The sequence below is a fragment of the Nostoc mirabile CHAB5784 genome (genome assembly GCF_020829645.1).
Taxonomy (GTDB): domain Bacteria; phylum Cyanobacteriota; class Cyanobacteriia; order Cyanobacteriales; family Nostocaceae; genus Nostoc; species Nostoc mirabile.
This window is the reverse complement of the sequence record NZ_JAIVFS010000062.1, coordinates 1-22,134: the sequence shown is the minus strand read 5'-3', so window position 1 is coordinate 22,134 and position 22,134 is coordinate 1. Positions and strand designations below refer to the sequence as shown.

The 22,134-nt window shown below is 43.3% G+C and carries 20 protein-coding genes; 9 read left to right on the top strand and 11 right to left on the bottom strand.

Annotated features, from left to right (window positions below; translation table 11 throughout):
• Positions 1–281 precede the first annotated feature (281 nt).
• Positions 282–2,573: a 1,4-alpha-glucan branching enzyme gene (glgB, locus tag LC653_RS29185; RefSeq protein ID WP_229498141.1), complete on the top strand. Its 2,292-nt coding sequence runs from the start codon at positions 282–284 to the stop codon at positions 2,571–2,573.
• Positions 2,574–3,394: 821 nt separating this feature from the next.
• Here glgB and LC653_RS29180 read toward each other — a convergent pair.
• On the bottom strand, positions 3,395–3,871 hold the full coding sequence (locus LC653_RS29180; protein ID WP_229498160.1) for a hypothetical protein: 477 nt from the start codon (positions 3,869–3,871) through the stop codon (positions 3,395–3,397).
• A gap of 767 nt (positions 3,872–4,638) precedes the next feature.
• On the bottom strand, positions 4,639–5,208 hold the full coding sequence (locus LC653_RS29175; protein WP_372478240.1) for a HEAT repeat domain-containing protein: 570 nt from the start codon (positions 5,206–5,208) through the stop codon (positions 4,639–4,641).
• An 87-nt stretch (positions 5,209–5,295) separates the two neighbouring features.
• Here LC653_RS29175 and LC653_RS29170 point away from each other — a divergent pair, with 87 nt between their 5' ends.
• Complete coding sequence (locus LC653_RS29170) at positions 5,296–6,120, top strand: Uma2 family endonuclease (RefSeq protein WP_229498139.1); 825 nt, start codon at positions 5,296–5,298, stop codon at positions 6,118–6,120.
• A 166-nt stretch (positions 6,121–6,286) separates the two neighbouring features.
• Positions 6,287–7,141, top strand: a complete 855-nt coding sequence (locus LC653_RS29165) for an HIT family protein (protein ID WP_229498138.1) — start codon at positions 6,287–6,289, stop codon at positions 7,139–7,141.
• 220 nt (positions 7,142–7,361) lie between these two features.
• On the opposite strand, the gene LC653_RS29160 is transcribed toward LC653_RS29165, so the two are convergent.
• The gene (locus LC653_RS29160) at positions 7,362–8,216 is read right to left on the bottom strand and encodes a Uma2 family endonuclease (RefSeq protein WP_229498137.1); all 855 of its coding nucleotides are present in this window, start codon (positions 8,214–8,216) and stop codon (positions 7,362–7,364) included.
• Positions 8,217–9,020: 804 nt separating this feature from the next.
• Between LC653_RS29160 and serA the strand changes: the two genes are divergently transcribed.
• Both serA and prmA read left to right on the top strand, forming a co-directional pair.
• Complete coding sequence (gene serA, locus LC653_RS29155) at positions 9,021–10,601, top strand: phosphoglycerate dehydrogenase (protein ID WP_229498136.1); 1,581 nt, start codon at positions 9,021–9,023, stop codon at positions 10,599–10,601.
• A 167-nt stretch (positions 10,602–10,768) separates the two neighbouring features.
• Positions 10,769–11,689, top strand: a complete 921-nt coding sequence (gene prmA, locus LC653_RS29150; protein WP_229498135.1) for a 50S ribosomal protein L11 methyltransferase — start codon at positions 10,769–10,771, stop codon at positions 11,687–11,689.
• Positions 11,690–12,051: 362 nt separating this feature from the next.
• Here prmA and LC653_RS29145 read toward each other — a convergent pair whose 3' ends face one another.
• Positions 12,052–12,204, bottom strand: a complete 153-nt coding sequence (locus LC653_RS29145) for a hypothetical protein (protein ID WP_229498134.1) — start codon at positions 12,202–12,204, stop codon at positions 12,052–12,054.
• A gap of 19 nt (positions 12,205–12,223) precedes the next feature.
• On the bottom strand, positions 12,224–12,385 hold the full coding sequence (locus tag LC653_RS29140; RefSeq protein ID WP_229498133.1) for a hypothetical protein: 162 nt from the start codon (positions 12,383–12,385) through the stop codon (positions 12,224–12,226).
• 130 nt (positions 12,386–12,515) lie between these two features.
• Here LC653_RS29140 and LC653_RS29135 point away from each other — a divergent pair, with 130 nt between their 5' ends.
• Positions 12,516–12,689: a hypothetical protein gene (locus tag LC653_RS29135; protein WP_229498132.1), complete on the top strand. Its 174-nt coding sequence runs from the start codon at positions 12,516–12,518 to the stop codon at positions 12,687–12,689.
• 494 nt (positions 12,690–13,183) lie between these two features.
• Here LC653_RS29135 and LC653_RS47000 read toward each other — a convergent pair whose 3' ends face one another.
• Together LC653_RS47000 and LC653_RS29125 are read right to left on the bottom strand one after the other, a co-directional pair.
• A complete protein-coding gene (locus LC653_RS47000) occupies positions 13,184–15,124 on the bottom strand; it encodes a WD40 repeat domain-containing protein (RefSeq protein ID WP_229498131.1) in 1,941 nt (646 codons plus the stop codon).
• Entirely contained in the window at positions 15,015–15,689 is a 675-nt protein-coding gene (locus LC653_RS29125) for an nSTAND1 domain-containing NTPase (RefSeq protein ID WP_229498130.1), read from the bottom strand. The genes LC653_RS47000 and LC653_RS29125 overlap by 110 nt, the downstream gene beginning before the upstream one ends.
• A gap of 317 nt (positions 15,690–16,006) precedes the next feature.
• On the opposite strand from LC653_RS29125, the gene LC653_RS29120 reads away from it, so the two are divergent.
• Positions 16,007–16,177 (top strand): hypothetical protein, encoded by a 171-nt coding sequence (locus tag LC653_RS29120; RefSeq protein ID WP_229498129.1) that lies wholly within the window; start codon positions 16,007–16,009, stop codon positions 16,175–16,177.
• Between the two features lie 115 nt (positions 16,178–16,292).
• On the opposite strand, the gene glmS is transcribed toward LC653_RS29120, so the two are convergent.
• Together glmS and psaC are read right to left on the bottom strand one after the other, a co-directional pair.
• Positions 16,293–18,173: a glutamine--fructose-6-phosphate transaminase (isomerizing) gene (gene glmS / locus LC653_RS29115; RefSeq protein WP_229498128.1), complete on the bottom strand. Its 1,881-nt coding sequence runs from the start codon at positions 18,171–18,173 to the stop codon at positions 16,293–16,295.
• A gap of 381 nt (positions 18,174–18,554) precedes the next feature.
• Positions 18,555–18,800 carry a photosystem I iron-sulfur center protein PsaC gene (gene psaC / locus LC653_RS29110; protein WP_015175986.1) on the bottom strand — a complete coding sequence of 82 codons (246 nt, stop codon included), beginning with the start codon at positions 18,798–18,800 and terminating at the stop codon, positions 18,555–18,557.
• Between the two features lie 615 nt (positions 18,801–19,415).
• Here psaC and LC653_RS29105 point away from each other — a divergent pair.
• The gene (locus LC653_RS29105) at positions 19,416–19,934 is read left to right on the top strand and encodes a GNAT family N-acetyltransferase (protein ID WP_229498127.1); all 519 of its coding nucleotides are present in this window, start codon (positions 19,416–19,418) and stop codon (positions 19,932–19,934) included.
• 221 nt (positions 19,935–20,155) lie between these two features.
• Here LC653_RS29105 and LC653_RS29100 read toward each other — a convergent pair whose 3' ends face one another.
• Complete coding sequence (locus tag LC653_RS29100) at positions 20,156–20,392, bottom strand: hypothetical protein (protein WP_229498126.1); 237 nt, start codon at positions 20,390–20,392, stop codon at positions 20,156–20,158.
• A gap of 209 nt (positions 20,393–20,601) precedes the next feature.
• Between LC653_RS29100 and LC653_RS29095 the strand changes: the two genes are divergently transcribed.
• Positions 20,602–20,970: a Dethiobiotin synthetase gene (locus LC653_RS29095; RefSeq protein WP_118162639.1), complete on the top strand. Its 369-nt coding sequence runs from the start codon at positions 20,602–20,604 to the stop codon at positions 20,968–20,970.
• A gap of 151 nt (positions 20,971–21,121) precedes the next feature.
• Here the strand turns inward: LC653_RS29095 and LC653_RS29090 are convergent, their stop codons facing one another.
• On the bottom strand, positions 21,122–21,733 hold the full coding sequence (locus tag LC653_RS29090; protein ID WP_229498125.1) for a hypothetical protein: 612 nt from the start codon (positions 21,731–21,733) through the stop codon (positions 21,122–21,124).
• Between the last annotated feature and the right edge of the window lie 401 nt (positions 21,734–22,134).

The window sequence follows — 22,134 nt, the reverse complement described above, 5'->3', positions numbered from 1 at the left end:
CATTAGTCATTAGTCATTAGTCATTAGTCATTAGTCATTAGTCATTAGTCATTAGTCATTAGTCATTAGTCATTAGTCATTAGTCATTAGTCATTAGTCATTCATCCTCTGCCTAATGCCCGATTCCCGATTCCCGATTCCCGATTCCCGATTCCCGATTCCCGATTCCCCATTCTGATGTAGGATAACGGTGGCGACAAAATTGCAAATAAATGTAAAGAATATATATAGATATTAAAAAAGTAGATTTAGTCAATCACGTTATATCACTAGGTAGCTTCATGTCCATGACCACGATCGCCCCTGAACAGGTTAACAGCATCGTTTGGAATCAGCATAACGATCCCTTTGAAATATTAGGTTCTCATCCCATAGAACAAGACGGCAAAACTGTCTGGGCTGTGCGGGCCTACCTACCAAATGCAAGTGCAGCATGGGTGGTTCTTCCTGAACAACGCAAGGAATACTCAATGCAAACAGTGCATCATCCCCACTTTTTTGAATGCACGATTGACACTCCAGAACTGGCAAACTACCAGTTACGGATTAAAGAAGGGGAACATGAGCGAGTCACTTATGACCCTTACGCCTTCCGTTCTCCCAACTTGACAGACTTTGACTTGCATTTGTTTAGTGAAGGCAATCATCACCGGATATACGAAAAACTGGGAGCGCACCCCACGGAAATAGGCGGCGTTAAAGGCGTTTATTTTGCAGTTTGGGCACCTAACGCTCGCAACGTTTCATTGTTGGGAGACTTCAACCTCTGGGATGGGCGCAAACACCAGATGCGTAAAGGCCGCACTGGAATTTGGGAATTGTTTATTCCTGAAATCGGTGTGGGAGAGCATTACAAATATGAAATCAAAAATTTTGAAGGACACATTTACGAAAAATCTGATCCCTACGGTTTCCAGCAAGAACCCCGCCCGAAAACCGCATCCATTGTCACTGATTTAGATGCTTACAGTTGGGATGACGAAGGCTGGATGGAAAAGCGGCGTCACACTGACCCCCTCAAAGAGCCTGTCTCAGTCTACGAAGTGCATTTAGGCTCTTGGTTACACGCTTCGAGTGCGGAACCTGCTAAACTCCCCAATGGTGAAACTGAACCTGTAGTTGTCGTTTCCGAACTGAAGCCCGGCGCACGCTTCCTTACCTACCGGGAACTAGCTGACCGACTCATTCCATACGTCAAAGAATTAGGATACACCCATCTAGAATTGCTGCCCATTGCAGAGCATCCCTTTGATGGCTCTTGGGGTTATCAAGTCACTGGGTACTATGCCCCCACCTCCCGTTTTGGCAGCCCCGAAGATTTCATGTATTTTGTTGACAAATGTCACCACAATGATATAGGGGTAATTGTGGATTGGGTTCCTGGTCACTTCCCCAAAGATGGACATGGTTTAGCTTTCTTTGATGGTAGCCACCTATACGAACACGCTGACCCCCGCAAAGGCGAACACAAAGAATGGGGTACTTTGGTGTTCAACTACGGTCGCCATGAAGTTAGTAATTTTCTAGCAGCAAATGCCCTCTTCTGGTTTGACAAATACCACATTGACGGGATTCGTGTTGATGCTGTTGCCTCAATGCTCTATAACGACTATTGCCGCAAACCAGGAGAATGGCTGCCCAACCAGTACGGCGGCAGAGAAAACTTAGAAGCAGCAGATTTTCTGCGTCAGGTAAATCACACCATCTTTAGCTATTTCCCCGGTATTCTCTCAATTGCTGAAGAATCTACTTCCTGGCCAATGGTATCTTGGCCCACCTACACAGGCGGACTTGGCTTTAACTTGAAGTGGGATATGGGCTGGATGCACGATATGCTGGATTATTTCAGCATGGACCCTTGGTTCCGCCAGTTCCACCAAAACAATATCACCTTTAGTATGTGGTACAACCACAGTGAGAACTTCATGCTGGCTCTGTCCCACGATGAAGTGGTGCATGGCAAGAGCAATATCATCGGCAAAATGCCAGGAGATACATGGCAGAAGTTAGCTAATGTGCGTTGTTTATTTACCTATATGTTTGCTCACCCAGGCAAGAAAACCATGTTTATGAGCATGGAGTTTGGGCAGTGGAGTGAGTGGAATGCTTGGGCAGATTTGGAGTGGCATTTATTGCAGCATGAAGCCCACCAAAAGTTAAAAACGTTTTTCCAGGAATTGAACCATCTGTATCGTTCTGAACCAGTTTTGTACACTCAGGATTTTGCTGAACCTGGGTTTGAGTGGATTGACTGTAGCGATAATCGCCATAGTGTAGTTTCATTCATGCGTCGTGACAAGGATTCTGATGATTTTGCGATCGTGGTTTGCAATTTTACACCGCAACCCCATTCTCACTATCGCATCGGTGTACCGCAAAAGGGATTTTATACTGAGTTGTTCAATAGCGATGCGCGTCAGTATGGCGGCAGCAATATGGGCAACTTAGGCGGTAAGTGGACGGATGATTGGTCTTTGCACAGTCGTCCTTATTCGCTGGATTTGTGTTTGCCACCTTTGGGTGTGTTAATTCTCAAGTTGGATAAGAAGAAGACTGCTGAGGCATTGCAATAACAATTAAGGGTGGGCATCTAGCCCGCCCAGGAGTAATCAAAACTTTAGAGGTTGTTTTAAAAGTGTTTTGCTGTGATTTTAGGCACTTTTAGATCCCCCCTAACCCACGCCAGTCGCTCCACTTGGGGAGACCCCAAGACCGCGCTGGCTCCCCTTAAAAAGGGGGGAACCGGAGTCAAAGTCCCCCAATTTATCGGGGGATTTAGAGGGATCTAAAACTTTTTATACCCACAATAGGACTTTTCAAACAACCTCTTAGAGCAGTTTTCCTTGATTTCAACCACATCTATCGTAGGGGCACAGCAATGCTCATTGGTGTCAACTTAACGTAAAAGTCATGTCCCGCAAGGAACTGAAGTTCCTTGCTAATAGCGAAAGTCTTCTTTTGATGACTAAATATAGCCAAAAATCTTTAGTCTACTTCAGTAGACTTTAGCTTTTAGCCTTGAACTTTAGTTCGAGGCGGGTGAGGAAGCCAACAGTTAAGCTATTTCTAGCTTAAGTTGACACCAATGAGCAATGCTGTGCCCTTACCAGCGTATTTGTATCATTATTCAAAGTGAAATGGTATAAATCCAGGTTAAGTAAGTGACATTCCACCTTACTAAAGTAGATGAATGGAGTTAAAAGACTCGTTAATGAGTATCAAAGGTGGATGAATCTAGCTCAAAGACTCGTTAATGAGTATCAAAGGTGGATGAATCTAGCTCAAAGACTCATTAATGAGTATCAAAGGTGGATGAATCTAGCTCAAAGACTCATTAATGAGTATAAAAGGTGGATGAATCCAGTTCCAATACTCATTAACAAGTATTAATTTATCAAGAGCCGGAAGTTTTTGCAGCTCTGCCTTTACTAATAGCCTTAAAGCGATCGCTCAACAGTTCTGCTACAGTTTTTAAACCCGGAGTCTTTTTTGCTGCTCTCTTGACGTAATCATAAACTGTCAAACTCCCCAGCATCGCTTCGCTACCGACTGCCAACAGAGTATCATCTACTTGTTCGGTGAGTTGCCGGATTGAGATTAAAAGTTCGCTGAGTGTGGTGGCTAGTTGATAATCTTGGATAAATTGCTCAATATCAAAGCTGGCTGGGAGAATTTCACGGTTAGATTGAGCAGCGTTGACGCTATTGGTAACAAAAGCTAGGCTTTTATCGCCCATTTTGAATAACTTGCGGCGTTCTTGTGCAGTTAAAGCAATGAGAAAGGGCATCTTTTGTTCAATTATTTGTAACGCTGCTTTAATTTCTTGGATATCTTCTGGCGAAAGAGTGCCTGTAATATTGCGATCGGCCATCGTATAATTACCTGGGGACAGTAGAGAGTCAGTAGCAAGATTTGCTAAGTATATGATTCCCAAAGTAAATACGATGTCAACGACGGGCGTAGCTGCGGCACACACAATACCTTGTCCTAAAGGACACGCTACGCGAACGCCAAAATGCCCTCAGTCTAGAACAGCTTGTCATTACCAACATCAAATAAATCTGACGCTTCGTTGCTAACCCGCCTGGGAATAAATTCCGAGGCTAATAGCTAAAGTCCTCTCAAGAGGACTAAATATACACCAGATTTCAAGTTTGTGAGGTACAAAAATACCCCACCCGCGCTGTCGCGCACCCTCCCCTTGGCAAGGGGAGGGTTGGGGAGGGGTGTACTTAATTTACTTGCAAAGCGCTGTAAGATTTTAAGCCAATACAGTTCAGTTAACGCTAAAAACCTTAAACTGTGTAGGTTGGGTTGAGGAACGAAACCCAACATTTCCGGGGCTTTGTTGGGTTGCGCTTTGCTTAACCCAACAAAGCAATTTTTCACAAACCCAAGCGTATTGGATTTTAAGCGATGTCGATGGCTAAACTCTGTCAATGGGAAGATTTCAGTCCACTTGAGTGGACTTGAGCTATTAGCCCAGAACTTAAGTTCTGGGCGGGATATCTGTCAACGCGACACTTTGACTGTACAGTATTCGTATTAACGAGCAATGGCGAATCTGCTTTCTGTGGACGGATGAGAACAATGCTTCGAAAGTTGAAATAGTAGATTACCACTGACGCCTGGAAATAATCATGAAAAACAACCGTCTGCCAAATATCTACCCTGGAGAAATCCTACAACTAGAATTTTTAGAGCCACGATGGCTGCACTTCGCACAAACTCATGATTATCAGCAGTGGCGTAGTCTTTGAGAATTAAGCGGGTGTCCGGGTCTTCTTTGAAATTTTTGGCTAATGCTCGGATGGCTGCACTTCGGACATACCAATCATTATCAGCAGTGGCGCGGTCTTTGAGAAACGAGCAGATGTCTGGGTCTTCTTTAAAATTTTTGGCTAATACTTGGATGGCTGTACCTCGCACATACTGATCATCATCAGCAGTGGCGCGGTCTTTCAGAATCGAGTGGGTATCCGGGTCTTCTTTGAAATTACTGGCTAATACTCGGATGGCTGCACTTCGCACGTCCTCATGATTATCAGCAGTGGCGCGGTCTTTCAGAATCGAGTGGGTGTCCGGGTCTTCTTTGAAATTCCAGGCTAATACTTCGATGGCTGCACTTCGCACGTCCTCATGATTATCAGCAGTGGCGCGGTCTTTCAGAATCGAGTGGGTGTCCGGGTCTTCTTTGAAATTCCAGATTTCTGAGTTTTTAGCTTAAGAGCTATGCTGACTGAAGATTTGTTAAAAATAACTAATATACTACGCATTGATATTAGGAGTAGTTTTATGGTTCTACAAGTTAACCCCATCCAAAAAGAACCAACTGTTACTTGGGAAGCACTTCCAGCCGACTTCATTTTACCAGACGATCCAGTGGAAAATATTCAACAACCTGCGATCGCTGCTGCGCTTACCGATGCTTTGGGAACCGCAGGACGCATCCAACCCCAGATGCTGATTGGCTCTAATTTTGGACTTGTAGCCACAGTCAACAAAAAAATTGTCGTTAAAGCCCCAGACTGGTTTTACGTTCCTCAAGTGCAGTCTGTGGGAACAAATGTAGTTCGTCGCAGCTATACCCCAAATTTAGAAGGCGCTGCTGTGGCTGTAGTAATGGAATTTCTCTCAGATACTGAAGGTGGAGAACTATCAGTCCGCTCAACTCCACCCTACGGTAAACTCTATTATTACGAAAAGATTCTCCAAGTTCCAGCTTACGTAACCTACGACCCTTACGAACCAAGCATAGAACTACGATGCTTGCAAAATGGACAATATACTTTGCAGCAAGCAGACGCTAATGGACGTTACTGGATTCCTGAGTTAGAGTTATTTCTCGGAATTTGGCAAGGTGAAAGATTATGTCAAACCATGAATTGGCTGCGGTGGTGGGATAGAGAAGGAAATTTGCTGTTGTGGAGCAGCGAACAAGCCCAACAAGAACGCCAACGCGCTGAACAGGAACGCCAGCGTGCTGAACAAGAACGCCAACGCGCTGAACAGGAACGTCAACGTGCTGAACAGGAAAGCCAACGTGCTGAACAAGAACGCCAACGTGCTGATATATTAGCAGCTAAGTTACGTGAGCTAGGTGTTGACCCTGATACGTAGGCGTAGCCCGCACAACTCTTGGAGACGCTGCGCGTAGCAAGATCCACGAAGTGGTACGACAAGCTACTTCGACTGCGCTCAGTACAAGTCAGTGACCATCGTAGACATCGCATAATCTAAAGAGATGCTGGGAATAATAATTTTGGGACATCAGCACCAAAATTCTATGAAACAGCAAAAAAATCAGTTTAGCCATCTTACTGCGATCGAAAGAAGTTATCTATCATTTCCGGCACAGTTTTTATTAAATCAAAACCTTCTCCAAGGGAAAATACTAGACTTTGGTTGTGGCTTTGGTAATGATGTTAAAATATTGCGCCAAAAAGGTTTTGATATTACAGCCTATGACCCTTATTATTTTCCAGAATATCCTGCTAATAAATTTGATACAATAATTTGCTTTTATGTTTTAAATGTTTTATTTACTGAACAACAAACTAATGTTCTCATGGAAATATCACACTTATTAAAACCAGGAGGCAAAGCTTATTATGCTGTAAGAAGGGATATTAAAAAAGAAGGTTTTCGAGAACATTATGTCCACAAAAAGCCTACCTATCAGTGTATTGTCAAACTTCCCTTTACTTCAGTTTGTTTAGATGAGTATCGGGAATTATATGAGTATGTTCACTATAACCATCAGAGAAATTCATCTAATTATTGTATATTCTGTAATCCTCAAAAAAATCTAAGCCTATTAACTGAATCGGCGACTGCTTATGCTATTTTTGATGGTTATCCTATAAGCAAAGGACATGTCTTGGTTATTCCCAAACGTCATGTCAGCAGTTATTTTGAACTACCATTTAAAGAGCAATCTGCTTGTTGGTTTATGGTGAACAAAGTACAAGAGGTTCTCAAAGCAGAATTTGAACCTGATGGCTTTAATATAGGAATGAATATCAATCGAGCCGCAGGTCAAAATATTATGCACGCCAGTATTCATATCATCCCTCGTTACAAAGGTGATAGTGTTGGTTCTAAAAGTGGAATCAGGAACGTTATTCCTAAAAAGCAATAGTTTTTTTACTGACAGCTTCCAGTAGCAAACCCGGATTTATATAGCAATCCGATTTGATTTTTGAATTTATTTGCGTAGGTGGGGAGTGGGGAGTAAGGAATTAGCCTTTTTGAGTTCAGGGCGAGTTTTTTCAAAAATCAAATATGAGTCCTATAGCAAATACATAAATTTGAAAAATTAGATTCTTCAGTCTTGTTGAAAATATTAAAAAATATTTCAGTTAACCCAGATTATCCAGATTATCTGGATTTATTCCCAGCGCTCTTAATTGTTCTGTCAATTGTTGCACCCGTAGTTCTGCTTGTTGAGCGCGTTGTGCTTCTTGTTGAGCGCGTTGTGCTTCTTGTTGAGCGCGTTGTGCTTCTTGTTGAGCGCGTTGTGTTTCTTGTTGAGCGCGTTGTGCTTCTTGTTGAGCGCGTTGTGTTTCTTGTTGAGCGCGTTGTGTTTCTTGTAAAGCGCGTTGTGTTTCTTGTTTTATTTGTTCTGCGGGCGTGAGATAGCGTTGTCCTTGCTCATCATACCAATACATCCATTCCCGCGTTACGCCGCTATAATTTCCCCTTTCGCAACCAATTCCTAAGCCAATTTCTGGTAGCCAAACGGGGTTTCCCTCTTGCAATTCATACCTACCATTAACTAACTTATGTACTTCTAAATGCGGTTTGCGGCGACGACGAGAGGAATAAATCACGTAATAAAGTACACCTAAAGCCTCATATTCATCCAATTTAGTAGTGTATTCCTTGCGATAATTTTGGGAAACTACTTCTAGGACGAAAATCGGTACAACATTTTCATCCCACAGCACATAACTGGGACGCAGTTCCTCATCATAAAACCGCTCTACCCCTAAGCTCAAAAACCCATCTGGCACAATGGCCGGTTTATCGGGGTGATAATAAATACCCATATCTATGGCAAAGAGCCAGTCCATGCGTTCTGACCAAAGTATCAGCAGGATCGCCTTCAACAAGCCTGGTATCAATTCTTGCAGTTCATTATCCACAGGCGTTTCATCAGAGTCTGGTAGTTCTTCGGCTGAGGGCAAGTACCTGGGCAAGTTGTACTCTAACATGGCTGGTTTCCCCAAAACTCAAAGGATATTTCACTCTATTTGGCTCACCAGAATTATAGCGATTTCTTCCCTAGCGATGTCACTAGTAGTCTGTCTCATTGGTTACGAGGCGTGAACAAGTTTGTAGTCAGGACTTTAGTCCTGGTTTTTTAAGCACGCTTTGTGCTTACTACAAACTCTCAAAATTAGCTTGACAAATTACGAGTTTACTACTGTATATTAAGCCCTCTACTGACACTAATTAGCAGCTTTTAACTACCAGACAATCTTAAATCTGCCGGAATCATCAGCAAGAAAATTTATTTGATGCCTAGATTCTAACTGTCACAATCCGATTATCTTGATGATGCAATGTTTTGCTTTGACTAAGGGATACCACTTGTGGTATTGAGAAACAGCCAAGATTCGACAGATATAAAAGTTACTAGCTTGTTTGTTGGTTGTGCAGAGCATTCCCTCAGCTAAAGTTGCAGCCCAGTCAAGAATACAGGCGTTTCTACCCCACCAAGGAAGTTGCTTAAGCTGATAAAATTTTGGTAACTCTTAACTATTAATAAATATATAGGTACTAAGTGCTATTCATGCTTTATATTTAGCGACAGGGTGGTGCAAACAGCTACTCATCTTCAAATACTTAGGAGGCAGTACCTACCGGGAGCAACTCACGCTCCGATACCATCAGCACGCAGCGTAAGTAAAGGTTAAGTTGATATTAAAACGAATAATTTTTGCTAAATTGCGACAGATAAAGACTAAACTAAAAAGTCTTGTGCAGCAAAACCTGTAGCTTTAAATGAAATAATCATGTCTAAGGTTCTTGTCTCAGATTCTATTGACCAAGCTGGAATTGACATTCTTTCGCAAGTTGCTACCGTTGATGTCAAACTAGGTCTAAAACCAGCAGAACTGATCGAAATTATTGGTGAGTATGACGCGCTGATGATTCGCTCTAGTACGCGCGTCACCCAAGAAATCATTGAAGCTGGCACTCAGCTAAAAATCATCGGTCGTGCTGGTGTGGGTGTGGATAATGTGGATGTTCCGGCTGCCACCCGCCGGGGAATTGTAGTAGTCAATTCTCCAGAGGGAAACACAATTGCCGCTGCTGAACATGCGCTAGCGATGATTTTGGCTTTGTCTCGCCACATCCCCGATGCTAACGCTTCGGTGAAACGCGGTGCGTGGGATCGCAATAGCTTTGTCGGCGCGGAAGTCTACAAAAAAACTCTCGGCGTTGTCGGTTTGGGTAAAATTGGCTCCCATGTTGCGGCTGTAGCTAAGACAATGGGGATGAAACTCCTAGCTTATGACCCTTTTATTTCTACAGACCGAGCCGAACAACTTGGTTGTCAGTTAGTTGAGCTAGATTTACTCTTCCAGCAAGCAGACTATATCACCCTACACATCCCGAAAACCCCAGAAACCACTCACTTAATCAATGCCACAACCTTGGCAAAGATGAAACCCACAGCCCGGATTATCAACTGCGCTCGTGGTGGGATCATTGATGAAGTAGCTTTAGCAGCAGCTCTGAAAGGGGGTAAAATAGGCGGTGCAGCCTTGGATGTGTTCGAGTCAGAACCACTGGGTGAATCGGAATTGCGATCGCTAGGTAAAGAAATCATCCTCACCCCCCACTTGGGAGCCTCTACCGCAGAAGCTCAAGTGAATGTGGCTATTGATGTTGCCGAACAAATTCGGGATGTACTTTTAGGACTACCAGCGCGTTCAGCCGTCAACATTCCTGGACTCGGCCCCGATGTGTTGGAAGAACTCAAACCCTACATGCAACTAGCAGAAACTCTAGGTAATCTGGTAGGACAGCTAGCTGGCGGACGGGTGGAAGTACTCAATATTCGACTCCAAGGGGAACTCGCGACCAACAAAAGTCAGCCTTTGGTAGTAGCTGCCCTCAAAGGTTTACTTTTCCAAGCTTTGCGAGAACGGGTAAATTATGTAAATGCCAGCATAGAAGCCAAAGAACGCGGAATTCGGGTAATTGAAACCCGCGATGCTTCCATTCGAGACTATGCCGGAACGCTTCATCTAGAAGCCACCGGTACTTTAGGTACTCATTCTGTCACCGGCGCTTTGTTGGGTGAGCGGGAAATCCATTTAACTGATGTTGACGGTTTCCCGATTAACGTCCCACCGAGCAAATATATGCTGTTTACCCTGCACCGCGATATGCCAGGGATTATCGGCAAACTCGGTTCCCTACTCGGCAGTTTTAATGTAAATATTGCCAGTATGCAAGTAGGTCGTAAAATCGTCCGTGGTGATGCCGTAATGGCTCTGAGTATAGATGACCCTTTACCAGAGGGCATTTTGAATGAGATTATAAAAGTCCCTGGTATTCGGGACGCGTATACAGTAACACTATGAGTGCAGAGTGAAAAAAGTTAGGAGTAGAGACGCGATTAATCGCGTCTGTACAAGAGTTGGGAGTTAGAAGTTAAACAAAAAAAACTCTTAACTCCTAACCCCTAACTCCTAACTCTCTCAAACTCAGCACTGGCTCAACGCCCCGCTAGCGCTAACAGCACTAAAAGATGGCAAACACCTGGTGGGAACTACAGATTTTATGTGAGCCAGACCTAGAAGATTCGATCTTTTGGCGACTGGAAGATTTTGGCTGTCGGGGAACAGCTAGTGAAAACAAAGGAAATTCATCTTTAGTCAGGGCTTACTTATCGACAATTCAAACGCAGCTGCTAGATTTGGCAGCGCTATCGCTGTGGCTGCGTCAAGATGCTCTCTGTGTAGGAGTTTCATCTCCCTCACTGCAATGGCAGTTAATTGATGAGGAAGATTGGGCAACTAGCTGGAAACAATATTGGCATCCGCAGGAAATAGGCGATCGCTTCCTAATCAATCCCGCGTGGCTACCATTACCAGAAACAACGGAACGGTTAGTGATTCGTCTTGACCCTGGTGTAGCATTTGGTACGGGCAACCATGCCACCACTCAACTATGTTTGGAATCCCTGGAAATGCGTCTAAGTGGAGTTCCTCAGTCGTTTGTGGGTAGTAGTGGCAAACATGAACATCTGGTAATTGCGGATATTGGCTGTGGTTCTGGTATCCTTTCCATTGGGGCGCTGCTACTGGGAGCAGAGAAAGTCTATGCAGTAGATAATGACCCTTTAGCGGTGCAATCAACTATCAGTAATGCTGCCCTGAACGATATTAGTCCAGAACGTTTACTACCTGCACTGGGAAGTGTAGACGTTTTGACAAAACTGCTTGAAAATCCAGTGGATGGTATCGTTTGCAATATTTTGGCTCATGTAATTATTGAATTGGTTCCAGAAATGAGTGCGATCGCTAAACCTGAGACTTGGGCGATCTTCAGTGGTATTTTACTAGAACAATCTAAAGGTGTTGCTGACGCTTTAGAAGAAAATGGTTGGGTCGTTGCTACCCTGTGGAAACGAAAAGAATGGTGTTGCTTGAATGTACGGCGTTCCTAACTCAGTAGGATTACTTACACTTTTGTAATAGTCAAAGTATCGTGCTAACCGACATCCCGCCTTGCACTGAAGTGCAAGGCTGATAGCCGAAGTCCACTTAAGTGGACTAAAATTATATGCTCAGTCCGCTTTAGAGGACTTTAGCTATTAGCCTTGGAATTTATTCCGAGGCGGGATAACAACGAAGCAAGGTGTAGAAGTATAAAAAAGTTGTACAATTTTGCAGTTTATAACCCCTATATTACCGTTGGCATTCACGCAACTTATAAAAATCAAGTTGTACAATTTTCCCAAAATTCGTCATATTGATAAATAAAAAAGTTGTATAATTCCTCAAAAGCTAGCCTTGTAAGGGTTTGGAACTATTTACTACAAGATTCAATGGCGATCGCATCCCTGGCAAACTCAAGCTGTTGATTCAGCTTTGCATTTAGAATGCGTAGGCGCAGCCCGTCGTAGACATCGCTCCCCAGACAAAGCCCAGATGGATTGACAAACCTAAACGCAGACAGCAATTCTCAATCTAAAATCGTATTACTTCGACAAAACCATGCTTTGACGCACACTACGCTTGCGTAGGCGTAGCCCGTTGTAGACATCGCTTTTACGAATACCTCCAGCCATTTGATACTCATGGCTATTGTTGCCATATTTATAAGCAATACCACGCAAAATTTTCTCAGAATAGTCTGCCAAATCTTGTTCATTTTCAACGATCTGGGTTAGTAAGACATCAAACGTCTTGGCGGAAGCTGCTACAGACTGCGCGAAACACGGAAATGTCTTGGCGGAAGCTGCTACAGACTGCGCGTAACACGGAAACGTCTTGGCGGAAGCTGCTACTCTTAAGGCAGAAGCTGCTACAGACTGCGCGAAACACGGAAACGTCTTGGCGGAAGTTCCTACAGGGAAGGCGGAAGCTGCTACAGGCTGCGCGAAACACGGAAACGTCTTGGCGGAAGTTCCTACAGGGAAGAATATTTTGATTTTTGCTCAGTAATATGTGGTTATTTAACAGAGCATTAAAAATACCCCACCCTAGCCCTCTCCCAATACGGTTCGGATAAGACTCGATCCCCCCAACCCCCCTTTTTAAGGGGGGCTAAAAATGGCTCTATTTCCCCCTTTTTAAGGGGGGCTAAAAATGGCTCTATTTCCCCCTTTTTAAGGGGGGCTAAAAATGGCTCTATTTCCCCCTTTTTAAGGGGGACTAAGGGGGATCTTTAAGGTTTATGCACCTTAACCGAACCGTATTGAGCCCTCTCCTTGTTAAGGGGAGGGAACTGTATTGCTAGTTTCCCCCTTTGCAAAGGGGGGATTAAGGGGGGTAATAATCATAGCAAAACCATTAATTGCAGTGGCACTATTTGTTCTAAGATCAATTGCGTTGGCAAAGCCTACCGAAGGTATCGCTCCCCAGTCAAAGCCAAATTAGTAATTATGGTTGGTGATCTATGCGATCGCAGTAGCAGTAATTGATTTCTGGCTGCAAAGCTAATTGCTCTTAGTACCAATGCCATCGCAGAGGGTGCGATCGCTCACATTGGGATTTGATTGTAAATAACCACGTAGTCTAGCGCAACTGTAGACGATCAAATCATTTAGGTTATTATTTGGGTACGCCCAGAGTTTGATGGTCTTGTCAATACTAGCAGAAGCGATCGTCTTGCCATCGGGGCTAAATGCTACGCCCCAAACCGCATCGCTATGCCCTTCCAAGCTGTTCCACTCCTGCAAATTGTAAATTGCTCGCTTGAGTGCCACTACAGCTTGCTGGTTAGCCGTTTGTTCTAAATTGGCATTTTTAATTGCTCTACTTGAAATTTGTCTACCTGACTGTATAGCTGCAACCACAGCCTCAATGTGCCTGTTAGAAACTAGGGAAGTTTCAGAGATTTGAGCCAGAGCGATCGCACTTTGTTGTGCTGCTTCCTTGGCTTTGTTTTGGGCATCATACCATTGATAAACCGCAAAGATAGCTACTCCAGCTAACCCCATACTAAACAAGGTGACAACTCGATTTTGCCGCCGTGCTGCTGCCAACTTTTCTTGTTGGCGTTCTTTCTCTTCTCGAACTAGATGATTTCGCAGTTCTTGACTCTCCTGAATGTACACCTGGGCTAACCCATTGAGCATTTGCCAATCGCCAAATCTAGCTAAATATCCCTCTGCTACTGCTAATCTGTCATCTTTTCTGAGAAACCCTGGCTTTTTCTCATTCCTCTCCCATTCTTGGGCTTCCCCTTCAATCTGGCGCTCAATGGCTATTCCCAACTTATATTCCTCTTTCCACTCCCGCAACATTTGCCAGTGGCGGATTAAGGCTTCGTGGACAACATCTAAAATTACATCCTGGGAATCCTGCTCATCTCTCTTCGTAATTAATCGTGCATCTTTATCGGCTAACTTCTCACTCACCTGTTGTAAAAGTTCCAAGGAATGATGGGAATTAACCAACTCGCGTAAACGCACGCGCCGCCTGACATCTGTGGTTTCTCCCATTTGCGTCAATTCCAGAAAAATCCGCCGCGCCACAGTTTTTTCTGTTGGTGAAAGACTTTCATAAACTGCATCGGCGCGTTTTTGTAGCGTTCCCTCAACCCCGCCTAAATCCTCATAAGTTTTGAGGCTGAGAAGCTCATCGCCTTGATTTCTCGACTCACGCCACAATTCTGTCAACGTATATTGCAGCAAGGGCAAACTTCCGGGGTAATCTTCAACATCATTAATTAGTTGCTGTTTTAACCTTCCCTCTATACCTAATCCTACCCAATCAGCCGGTTTAGTAATCGCTTCTTCAATTTCCTCACGGCTTAAGTGTTCGACATTGATGTAAGGTTTATTGATTCTACCCGCAAGTCTGGGATATTCTCGCCATCTCCCCCGAAAATCCGATCGCATCCCAATGAAAATATAGAGGTTATCTGTACAGTCAATTAATTCCCGCAAACAGTCAAAAAATTCTTGGCGCTGGCTGTCATTGCACATAGTAAAGCATTCTTCAAACTGGTCGATAATCAAGATGACTGGTGTGTTTAATGCTTTTAACCTCTCGCCGATGACATTTACAAAATCACCCCTCCCCAACCCTCCCCTTGTAAAGGGGAGGGAGTTAGATTTTCCAGTTTCCCCCCTTTCCAAGGGGGGATTAAGGGGGGTAATTTGACTTGTGTCTACACCATAGCTTGCCAAGGGGAGGGAGTTAGATTGTCCAGTTTCCCCCCTTTCCAAGGGGGGATTAAGGGGGGTAATTTGACTTGTGTGTACACCGTAGCTTGGCAAGGAGAGTGCAAAAGCCTCCTGTAAACTATTAACAGGAGATTCTTTAGGCGTAAACGGAGTAATATAAGTCCAGCGATCGCTTCCTGGAATCTCTTGTCCTAGCTTCAGCTGGTAGAGTAACCCACCCAGCCCGTAACATAGATGATTTTCCACTACCGGAAGCTCCTAACACAGCAATTAGGCGATGCTTATCTCTTACCTGTTTAATCAACTGCTGAGTTAGCGCACTCCGCCCATAAAAAACCTCTAGCCAAACAACAACTCGTTTAGCCTGACTTCTTTGCAGCTGCTCTCCCAACCAACTTAAGGGTATACCATAGACTTCCTCTTCAGGTAGGGCATCACTGGTAGCTAGAAATACTTCTTCTTTGCCCGCCACAGTTTTGCACCACCCATGTCCTGAAAAGAAGAATAACGCTGTTTCTGGGGTGGGGTTTGGAGGAGGAGGATTGAAAAGATTAGCGATCGCTTCTCTCAATTCTTGCACTCTTACCGCCCCTTGGCGATCAATTTTACTTTCTCCCTTTTGGTTTAAACTTCTAGGTAAACACTGAGCGCGAAAAGGTCTATAACCGTATTGTTCTAATTGTTCGGCAATTTTCTCTGCATCCTCTGCTGCTGCTGTTAGCGGCTTTAGAGTGGTGTACTCTGGGTAATAATTAATTCCAATAACTTGAGCCGCCCATTCCGAGGCCATTTTTATTACCTGACTAACCATTAGAACTTTTTGTTGAACTGTAAGCAAAATCTGTCTACAGCATTCTTTAGTTTGTACGGAAAATCATTACTATAATAACGTGCAATAAACTATATTAATTTCCGCAATAAAAGGTATAAAAAAAACATTTTATTTAGTTAATTATTCTTTCTCGATATAAAAAATCAAAACTGAACATCAAATATTTGCTGTACTCATCTCACTTAAATTATGTTTATACTAGTCGTAGTGAGTTTGGTATAAAAACCTATGAATACAAAGGCTGACAATACTATTATCGCTTTTCTCTTGGCGCTTCAAGACTTAAAAACTTGGATTTGATTAAAGAAAAAGCAGGTCAAAATAATCAGTTAGATTTTTTAGAAAAATTTAGTGACCTAGCCAATAAAAAATATTTACCACAAATTACCAAAGATATTGAAAATATGCAGCTTGGCTTACAACTTTATAAGCGAGATATTCTTCAAAAGAGTATAAATGCTCTGTAGTTGTCTGTGTCATCGCGCAACATTTAAATAAAGGGTTTTTTTGAGGTAGTTCTCAAAAAATCATGAACACATTGGCTTGTAGTAGCGCACAGACGCTACTACCTCTATAAATAGACTATTCCACCGTTACAGACTTGGCCAAATTTCTTGGCTGATCGACATCCAAACCGCGACGGGCGGCAATATGATAAGCCAATAATTGCAAAGGAACTACTGTGAGGATGGGAGAAAGTAACTCTTCTACATCAGAGACGGGAAGAAGATCGTTAAAGATTTCCCCAGCTTCGCCATCTTTGACGGGAGTCACGCCAATTAACCGAGAGTCTCTGGCTTTGGCTTCTTGGGCATTAGAAATAACTTTTTCATACACACTACCAGGTATTGCGATCGCAACTACTGGTACTTTCGCATCTAAAAGTGCGATCGGGCCATGTTTCATCTCTCCAGCCGGATACCCTTCGGCGTGAATGTAGCTGATTTCTTTTAATTTCAACGCCCCTTCTAAAGCAATAGGAAAGTTAATTCCCCTTCCCACAAAAATGAAATCTTTAGTTTCGGCGAATTCGTGGGCTAGCTGTTCGGTTAAACGTTCCTGACTTTCCAAAGTTGCCTCAATTTCTTTAGGAATTTGCCGCAACCCATTAATAATTTTCTCTAAAATATCTTTTGAAACTGTCTGACGACGAGCTGCTAAATCCAGTGCCAAAGCATAAAATGCCATCAGTTGGGCGGTAAAAGTTTTCGTCGCCGCTACCCCAATTTCAATTCCCGCTAAGGTACTGATGATATGCGGTACTAGATGACCAAGGCTACTTTCGGGGCGATTGGTAATGCCTAGTAGCCGCGCTTGATATTTAGGTTCTTTCCCTTGGCGACGTTCTTTTTCCATCGCCAAAGCTGCTAGGGTATCGGCAGTTTCACCTGATTGAGTAACACCGATGATCAACGTGTTAGCCGTTACGGGTGATGCTGCATAGCGATACTCAGAAGCATAATGTACCTGAGTTGAAATTCCTGCTAGTTGTTCGAGTAAATATTTTCCAATTAATGCTGCGTGCCAACTTGTACCACAGGCGACAATCTGAATTTGTTCTAAATCAGTGTATAAATCCGCAGGTAAACCAAGATTGATTGGTGATTCGGTAGATTCGGCTGGATTAAAATAAGCTTCTAAACTAGCTCTTACTACCCCTGGTTGCTCATGGATTTCTTTGAGCATGAAGTGTTTGAATCCCTGCTTTTCTACCATTGCAGGATTAAAGTTGAGCAGACGGGGTTGTTTTTTCAGCCTGTCGCCAGCAAAATTGTAAATCTCAACGCCCAAAGGTGTGAGGCGGGCAATTTCGCCATTTTCCAAAGGTAGCACTGCCCGGGTGTAGGAAACGATCGCAGGCGTATCAGATGCACAAAATAACTCCCCTTGCCCAAAACCAATTACCAAAGGCGCTTGCTGGCGAACAACAATCAATTCATCGGGGTAGTCAGCAGAAATAACTGCAAGTGCAAATGCCCCGTGCAAGCGGTTAACTGCTTGGCGAATTGCTTCTAGCAAGGGGGATGAGGAAGATGAAGGGGGAAGATTCTTTAAAAATTCGGCTATAAGATGGGGAATTACTTCTGTATCGGTTTCAGAAACAAACTGATGTCCTTTTCCTTTGAGTTCCTCGCGTAACTCGCGGTAATTTTCGATAATGCCATTTTGCACCACCGCCACTCGCTTTGCCGTATCCATGTGAGGATGGGCGTTGTACTCTTCTGGTTTACCATGAGTTGCCCAGCGTGTGTGACCAATACCAATCTGGGCAGGGGTTTCTATTTGTTCCAGTTTAGAACGCAGGTTATGCAGTTTGCCCTTTGCCCGCACACAATTAACCTCACCTTCCCAAACAGTGGCGATTCCAGCCGAATCGTAGCCCCTGTACTCTAGTTTTTCCAGCCCAGCCAGTAAAATGTCTGTCGCCGCTTGAGTGCCTATATATCCAACGATTCCGCACATTGTTCACACCACTTTTTTTCAGGATGATTAAATCCAGTATAGTTCTTACCACAAACTCGACGTTTTGCAAAGAAAAAAGGGAGTAAATTACTCCCTCTACCACTAGGTATTTTTAAAGGTGCTTTCTATTAAAAAACTTTAAAAGTTTTGAACACTGAGGTCTGAGTTCTGAGTGCTGAGTGAAGAATCAAGAAATTGTTTTTTTGATTTACTTCTTTTGCCTCAAGACTCAAGACCCAGAACTCAGCGAGAACTCTGAGCAAAGCAAAGGCTTGCGCCTCTCCCTTGTGTCCAAAGAAGACAAGGCAACAGTTCTGGAAGAACGGTTGGGCAGTAGACCCGCATTACGATCAGAAGTTCGGTGACTTAGCACTGAGCTTTTTAGTAAGCCAGACCCATACTGCGAGTTGTTTCAGCGCCCAGGTAAACCCGGATGCTCAAAAAGTCGGTGGGACAAGCGGTTTCGCAGCGCTTACAGCCCACGCAGTCTTCTGTACGGGGTGAAGAGGCAATTTGAGCAGCTTTACAGCCATCCCAAGGAACCATCTCCAGTACATCAGTAGGGCAAGCACGGACGCATTGGGTGCAGCCAATGCAGGTATCGTAGATTTTTACGGAATGAGACATTGAAAAAACCGCTCCTTTCGAGTGTTCTTCTCTGCGAAAGAATCATAATCAACGCATAGTTTACCGCAGTGATTGATAGGCCGTAATCAAAAGGCTACATAACTTCAAACAATGTAATGAGCACCCTTGATAAGTGGTTTTGCGCGATCGTCCCATTGACTTATTAATCAGCAACATCATAAAAGCGTATTTACCCCACTGATATACCATAATGGGGTTGAATCGTAAAGATAAATGAAACAAAAGTCAATCTAAAAGGCTAGCACCGCAAGGCGGAAGTAAAAAGTCAAAAATAACGCATTCAAAAGTATTATGGAATAAGCTCTTTAGGGATTTTAAATGGTTGCTCTATTTTAGCCGTGGCGTACTAGATACAGAAATTATCTATGGTATCTATTGATTGGCAACTATAGCAATCCTAAATTAGTTGTGAAAAAATATTATATTTATGGAGTTTTTTAAAGTCAAAAATTTGACAATAAATCGATAACTCAAATAATGCCTTGACATTGATATAGTGAAATAAATAGAGCTTTCGGCTCCACAGGTTCATGTTGAAGATCAGTTAGTCGAAGGTGTTTAGTGTGGCTTGTTGGTGCCGGGTTAGATCACAAAATGAAAATCTACTCTCAACGACTCTGTTTAGAGCCACTAGAACCGGCTCATGCCGAACTGCTTTTTGATGGATTACAGAATGCCAGTATATACGACTTTATCGAAGATGTGCCGCCACAAAGCGTTGAATCGCTTTGCGATCGCTACATAGTGTTGGCGCGTTGTCAATCACCAGATGGAACGGAGATTTGGTTGAATTGGGCTGTCTGGTCTTTTGTAGAGAAATGCTACGTTGGATATGTTCAAGCAACAATTACTGTAAATAAGAGTGCAATCATTGCGTATGTGTTTTTTCCTAATTCATGGGGAAAAGGTTATGCACGCGAAGCCGTGACGCGTATGATTAATTATTTAGTTGAGACATACCAAAATCTGGATTTTTGTGCTTACGTTGATCTCCAAAATCATCGTTCTATAGCTTTATTGCATAATCTGGGATTTGTACGCTCGACTTTTTTTCAAAATGTTGAGTCTAACCAAGATGAATTTAAACACGAAGTACAGTACCGAAAATGCTAATATAGCTATTTTCAATTGCATGGAACACAGCAATGCTTATTGGTGTCAACTTCAGCTAAAATTCCTTTAAAAGCTCGTTTACAGCCTCTGGCTTCTACCGCAAGTTAAGAGGCGGCAGCCCCCATCAAGCGTTCCAGTCAGAGCAGGGGAAAGAGAGATATATAAAAGCTGTATATTTGGCTTTTTAAATCTGGCAAACTCATAATTTTTACTTTTCCATATCAGAGGATTTCAGAAATCGCAAACTCATCAGTTATAGCAGCAATTTCTGTTGGAATCCTTACCTCATTAACCATCACTTCCAGTTGTTCTTCCGAATTTTTGGCATCAGGCAATTTATCTTTTGTATACTCATTTTCTCGGATTTGCCGAGCAATAGTTTCTAGCAGCCAAAGTTGTTCTTCCACAGACAAGGCACGGACGGAGCGCTCAATTTCTAGTAAATTTGGTGATATCATTTTGCTTCTGATTCCAAGCGGGACGTATTTTTCAAAGATATTGTATTCAGTCTATCTGGTTAACCTAGAGCATCGCAAATCCCCCCTCATTTTCCCCAAGTTTATCTTTTCACAAATCATAAGAGATTGCTATAAATAACTAAAAGCCAGTTTGATGACTTTTTAATTAGGTATTACTGCTGAAACAAAATGTACGCTAAACTGACTACATGAATTACGAAACAGCTCGGAAACTCCTCATAGATCAGACAATCACAACCGAGGAAAACCCAGATGCGCTGTTGACGCGTATGAAACAAGGGAAACCACCGGTACCCGGTCAGATCACCTCAATTTTGTTGGCATTGAAAGTGGTGTTTGAAGCCCTCAAAGATGCAAAGAGCCTAGACCGAGAGCTGGCTTTGACCCTTTATCAGTTAAGCATTAAGGCGCAGCAGCTATTTGCCGCAGGGCGTAAAGCCGGGGTTGATTGGCCGCCACTACTCAAAGAAGATTTGCTACGAATTTCCTTAGCATCTGAAAGTATCTTTTCGGGTACATGGCAAACCCTCGCTCCTATAGGGTTGGGAAAGTTGTAGAACACCAATTCAGTAATCTTTAAACGACCAGGGGGAGCAGGGGGAGCAGGGGAGGCAGGGGAGGCAGGGGAAGAATAATTAATGACTAATGACTAATGACTAATGACTAATGACTAATGACTAATGACTAATGACTAATGACTAATGCCCATTATCGAATTTGCAGTTCCCTTTCTAACTTGTCTAGGTCAGTTTTGAGCAAAATCGTCATTTGACCAGTAAAAGCTTTGCCAGTCTTGGGTTGGGCAATTTCCACCCAGTATACATAGCGATCGCCTACTCGTAATTCTCCCTTTAAAGCTTCCCGAATTGGAGTTTTGGCAAGACGCGCCGAGTTAACTACCTTTTCGTTAGGATACTGATACACGACTTGGGCGCGATCGTAGTCTTGATAAATCTCCAAGCCATAAATCACCCGCAAAGATTCCTGGAGACGGGTAAATGTCATGCCGTTAATGGCATCATACATAGAAATGCGCTCACTGCGGATTCTTCCACGGTCTTTGGAAAACTCTACCCTACCGGGAGGCAATACCGACGCTTGAAAAGTGAATCTTTGAGCAGCAGTATCAGTCTTTTGCACAAATAATTGCTCCCCAATCCTAGGGCGGAGTGTGGGATGTGCTTTAATCCAAGTGCCTACTTCCTCTGTACTTTGCCCTGGTAAAGCATTGGCTTGAGAATCAAAAAGCGTTCCCACGCACAGCCAGGGTGCAAGGGAAAAAGGCAAAATCAAACAGTTAAGCAAAGATTTTTTCAGCATTTTCCTATTCGGTAATTACATAGAAGTCCCCCCTAATGGGGTAATCATAGTTTTCCCGTTTGACCAGAGGATTATTTCATTGTGAACATTTGCTTAACTATTTCGTGTTTGTGTCTCTTGGTGACCAAAACTTATTAGAGAAGATAGGTTTAGAAACGATAAACTTCAGCCGTTTGATGATGTATTTTGGAGTCAAGTATTACATAATGGCAGCACGTAGTTACGCAATACGTTTTGGGCTTGCCGATGCATTAGAGGGGTTAAATGAAGGTCGTGACCAAATAAGTCGGGGCGTGCAAGCCCCTAAATTTATTTATGGGGGTAAGCCGCAGGCGAATTTATTCGCCTTTCAAGTTTCGTTCTGATTTTGAATGTACATTTTAATAGTGTCTAAAGTCACA